Source organism: Flavobacteriales bacterium, assembly GCA_013214975.1.
Classification (GTDB): domain Bacteria; phylum Bacteroidota; class Bacteroidia; order DT-38; family DT-38; genus DT-38.
Genome location: JABSPR010000411.1, coordinates 1 through 4,616, shown reverse-complemented (window position 1 = coordinate 4,616; position 4,616 = coordinate 1). Strand labels below are relative to the sequence as shown.

Here is a 4,616-nt window from a genome sequence, read left to right as displayed (position 1 = left end):
TTAGGGAAATACCTGTAGCCCATATTTCCGACGAACCAGTACCAAGGCTATCCGCAAATTCAGGATCTAACTCTCCATAAATCGTTGAGCAGTTTACACCAGCATTTTCGATTAATTTACCGCTAATGGCTCTGGTTCTTCCACCGCCGCCATCATTTCCGGAAAAGTCCTCTCTCTTCCAATTGTCTTCTTGGATTACAATAGAAGGATCTATTTTTTTAAGCTCTGCACAAATTTGATTTTGCAGGGCATACACATGTTTTTGGAAATCTTCTTTGTAAATACTTGTGTCCATTAACAAGACTTAATTACTTGGCATCATAATAATTCATTGCCTCGTATAGGTATTCTTGGATTTGTTGTACGCGTTTTTCATCAGAAGGATGCGTTCTCATAAATTCAGGAGTACTACCTCCTGCCTGTTCTGCCATTCGCTCCCAAAAGCCAACAGCTTCTTGTGGGTCGTAGCCAGCTATAGCCATAAATACCAATCCCATTCGATCAGCTTCTGATTCGTTTTTCCTGGAGAATGCTAGAGTCCCTAAAGTCGAACCTGCTCCATATGACTGAAGAAAAATACTTCTTGTTAATGAACTATTAGAAGAAGTGGCAACATCCAAAACAGCACCTACACCTTGCACCAACATTCCTTGGCTCATTCTTTCATTACCATGCCGAGCGATAGCATGTGCAATTTCGTGCCCCATAACAACAGCTAGTCCAGCTTCATTAACTGCGACATCCAGAATTCCAGTATACACAACCACCTTACCTCCTGGCATACACCAAGCATTAACGGTATTATCATCTACTAGTTTAAATTCCCATTCGAATCCTTTTATTCGCTTTTCCATTCCTAGCGATATCAAATGAGATTCAACAGCTTTTGCAATCTTGTTTCCTACTCTTCGTACCATCGCAGCTTTCAGATTAGAAGTTGCAACAACTTTATTCTCTCCGATAAATTCGCGGTACTGGGTTTTACTCATACCAATAAGTTCTTTCTCTGGCAATAAGCTCATCTGTCTTCTTCCCGTAATTGGAACTTTAGAGCATTGAGAAAGGGTAAGGATTGCAGCAAGTGCAAGGAAAAAATATTTCATAGTTTAATCTATTTCTGCAGACAGACCTCTATCAAGCAAGGCAGTACACATCGGTTCTAACACTTTGAATACACCAACTTTCACGCTACATCTACCTTTGTAATGAACTAGGGTTGTGCATTGTTCGGCTTGAATCATATCATGACCACATACTTCCATTAGACTCTCTATAACAAAATCGAAAGTATTCACATTATCATTATGAAGTATAATTTGTCTTTCATCTACAAGAGTTTCCTCTGTGGACAATAGTTCTTTTATTTCTTCGTCAAATGATGCGTTCATGATATTTAATAAATGATCTTCAACAAAGTTAATTCAAAATTGAATGATATAAAACCTTCAAATGTCATACCAATAATATTGATTACTCTTAATCAATTTGAATTGATAAATGTAATAGATTCATTCACAACATTTTCTGCGTAAATAGTATAATCTTCAGGCACAAAAGGATGTCTTATGCCAAATGTGTGTCCCGCTTCTTTTATAATTAAAAGCTTTGCTGTATTATTCCAGTTCTTCAATTGCTCAGCTTCTTTCTGTAGAACGGCTTCATCTTCCGAGCCTTGTATTAATAATACTGGTTTAGCCAACCTTTTCATGGCATCGGGAACACTGAGCCTTTTGTGATTCGCATAATAACTTTCGTACATCTGGTAATAGATAGGCATATCTACATTAGTACGTGCGTTAGGAACTATCATTACACCGTTTTTTTTCCATATTTCGCCAGACGACTTTGGTATACGTTGATCAAAATTACTTACAGAAGCCCAACAAACCAATTTCGACACTCGATCATCTTCGAAAGCCTTAATAGTAACAATACCACCACCACGACTGTGCCCGATTAAACTCACATTTCCTTTATCAATTTCATTTCGAAACTCATAATCTGGACTTAATACATGATCTAATACCAAACCAAGCTCCTCCAACTCCATTAATAGGTTATTGTTCCCGAATGCCTCTAAGTCAACAAAATCGTTTGGGTTTTCGGGAGTAGTACCATTATGGGAATAGTTAAATTTCACGAAAACAAAACCAGCAGAGGCAAACTCTTCAGCAACTTTATTAAAATGCCCCCAATCTTTAAATCCTTTAAAACCATGCGAAAAAATTACAATTGGTTTAGATTTATTGGTTTCTTCAAAGAAAACATCCAACACAATCGGTTTATCTTTATAACCGTCTATCAATTCACCTACAATCTTTTTCATAGAATAAATTTAGCCTTTAATTACAACATTTAAGAAATAAGTAATTTACTTTGTTGCCCATTAACAAAGGAAGGCAGATCAATATGGACACGTCGTTTGGACTAGGAGAAAACCACAATTACCCATTAATTATTAAGCAATTATTCGACACGTCGATTGGCAACATGTCGAGAGAGAAAATTGTGTACGGAGATGACCATGAAACGGGCTATCCGGAATTTAATACCAATGTGCATAAACTGGCACATGCTCTTTCTAATTTAGGCGTAAACAAAGACGATACCGTTGCCGTAATTGATTATGACAGTTCCTGGTATCTTACGTGTTTCTTTGCCATTCCAATGATGGGATCCGTTTTACAAACCATTAACTGGCGCTTATCTGCAGACCAAATTAAGTATACAATTAATCATACAAAGGCGAGTACTCTAATTGTTAATGCGGATTTCTTCTCTTTAATTGAATCCTTAATAGATGATTTACTATATATTAAAAACATTATTCCAATTTCCGAAAACGGCCATAAAAAAACCACACTGAAACTTTCGCTTAGCATGAGTGACATTTTCAATACGTCTTTCTCTCCTTATAATTTCAAGGATTATGATGAAAACAAGAAGGCTACAACATTTTATACGACTGGCACAACTGGAAATCCTAAGGGTGTTTATTTTTCACATCGACAGTTGGTAATGCACACAATGAGCATAGCACTTTCTCTCTCCTCTTTTAAATCTATTATCTCGTTTACTAGTGAGGATACTTACATGCCACTTACTTCAATGTTCCATGTACATGCATGGGGATTCCCATACATAGCAACCTTTATTGGAGCCAAACAAGTATACCCTGGAAAATACGATCCTGAATCAATTTTAAAACTTATTAAAAAGGAAGGTGTAACACTTTCACATTGTGTACCTACCTTATTACAAATGATATTAAGTCATCCTTACTCAAAAGAAGTTGACCTTTCTAATTGGAAAGTAATAATGGGTGGTGCCCAACTTCCAAAAAGCTTAGCAGAAGAAGCTCATCGTAGAGGTATAACGTTACACAGCAGTTATGGCATGTCGGAAACAGGTCCGGTTATGGTTCTTGCACAGCCTAAAGGCCACATGGATAATTGGAGTGATGATGAAAGAATGAATATCATCCTTAAAACAGGTAGACCAGTTGCAATGGCACGTGTTGAAGTATTGGATACTGAAGGTAATTTTCTGCCTCATGATGGAAAATCTGTTGGCGAAGTAATAATGCGCTCTCCTTGGATGACGAAGTCCTATCACGAGGATTCGGAACGCACAAAAGAACTTTGGAAGAACGGATGGCTACATAGCGGTGATGTTGGACACATTGACGAAGAAGGCTATTTGCAAATCACAGACAGAATTAAGGATATGATTAAAAGTGGCGGTGAATGGATTTCATCGCTAGAAATAGAACAATGTATAAGTCAGCATGAGTCGGTTAAAGAATGTGCTGCTATCGGTGTTAAAGATGAGAAATGGGGTGAACGTCCGGTTATTGCAATTCATGCAAACGATTCTAATCTTGATGTATCTGACCTTAAATCTTTCATGAATAAATTTGTAGAAAAAGGAAGATTGAGCAAATTTGCAGTACCAGATCGATTTGAAATTATGGAAAGCATTCCAAAAACGAGTGTAGGGAAAATCGACAAGAAGAAATTAAGAACCATGTTAAATAAAAAATAATTCGATGATGCTTAAAGGAAAAACAGCCCTTGTTACTGGTGGCGGAAGAGGAATTGGTAGAGCTATTGCAATGGACTTAGCTGCAAACGGAGCCAATATTATTATTAATGATATAGATCAGGTTACCGCGGATGCTACATGCGAAGAGATTAATTTCCTTGGTGTAAAAGCGATTGTTACAATAGCCGACATTGCAGATTTCGATTCTTGTGTTAGTATGATATCTGACATCAAAGAGCATTTTTCAGAGATAGATATACTTATTAATAATGCTGGAGTATTAATGGATAATACCATGGCCAAAATGACATCTCAAGAATGGAATACAGTGATCAATGTTAATATCAACGGACTATTCAACGTCACTAAAAACGTACTACCAATAATGCCCGATGGGAGTTCTATTGTAAGTATATCCTCTGTTTCTGGTGTATGCGGCAATTATGGTCAGGCTAACTATTCTACAGCAAAAGCAGGTGTATTGGGCTTTACAAAGACACTGAACAAAGAATTAGGACGGAATAATATTACAGTTAACTGCATTGCACCTGGATTCATAAAAACGGAGATGA

At 37.1% G+C, this 4,616-nt stretch carries 6 protein-coding genes; 2 read left to right on the top strand and 4 right to left on the bottom strand.

Features of this window, described 5'->3' with window-relative positions; genetic code table 11:
- From HRT72_12825 to HRT72_12810, 4 genes are all read right to left on the bottom strand, one after another.
- The coding region (locus HRT72_12825; GenBank protein NQY68589.1) for a coproporphyrinogen III oxidase at positions 1-295 on the bottom strand (295 nt) is incomplete at its 3' end.
- A 13-nt stretch (positions 296-308) separates the two neighbouring features.
- Positions 309-1,103 (bottom strand): M48 family metallopeptidase, encoded by a 795-nt coding sequence (locus HRT72_12820; protein ID NQY68588.1) that lies wholly within the window; start codon positions 1,101-1,103, stop codon positions 309-311.
- Between the two features lie 3 nt (positions 1,104-1,106).
- Entirely contained in the window at positions 1,107-1,388 is a 282-nt protein-coding gene (locus HRT72_12815; GenBank protein ID NQY68587.1) for an ATP-dependent Clp protease adaptor ClpS, read from the bottom strand.
- Positions 1,389-1,480: 92 nt separating this feature from the next.
- On the bottom strand, positions 1,481-2,326 hold the full coding sequence (locus HRT72_12810) for a dienelactone hydrolase family protein (GenBank protein NQY68586.1): 846 nt from the start codon (positions 2,324-2,326) through the stop codon (positions 1,481-1,483).
- A gap of 83 nt (positions 2,327-2,409) precedes the next feature.
- On the opposite strand from HRT72_12810, the gene HRT72_12805 reads away from it, so the two are divergent.
- Both HRT72_12805 and HRT72_12800 read left to right on the top strand, forming a co-directional pair.
- Complete coding sequence (locus tag HRT72_12805; protein NQY68585.1) at positions 2,410-4,044, top strand: long-chain-fatty-acid--CoA ligase; 1,635 nt, start codon at positions 2,410-2,412, stop codon at positions 4,042-4,044.
- Positions 4,045-4,048: 4 nt separating this feature from the next.
- On the top strand, positions 4,049-4,616 hold a 568-nt coding region (locus HRT72_12800; GenBank protein NQY68584.1), incomplete at its 3' end, for an SDR family NAD(P)-dependent oxidoreductase.

What these genes read in the sequence shown, in the direction of transcription:
- HRT72_12805 (NQY68585.1), top strand. Translation starts at nt 2,410, where the DNA reads ATGGACACGTCGTTTGGACTAGGAGAAAACCACAATTACCCATTAATT.
- HRT72_12820 (NQY68588.1), bottom strand. Translation starts at nt 1,103, where the DNA reads ATGAAATATTTTTTCCTTGCACTTGCTGCAATCCTTACCCTTTCTCAA.
- HRT72_12810 (NQY68586.1), bottom strand. Translation starts at nt 2,326, where the DNA reads ATGAAAAAGATTGTAGGTGAATTGATAGACGGTTATAAAGATAAACCG.
- HRT72_12815 (NQY68587.1), bottom strand. Translation starts at nt 1,388, where the DNA reads ATGAACGCATCATTTGACGAAGAAATAAAAGAACTATTGTCCACAGAG.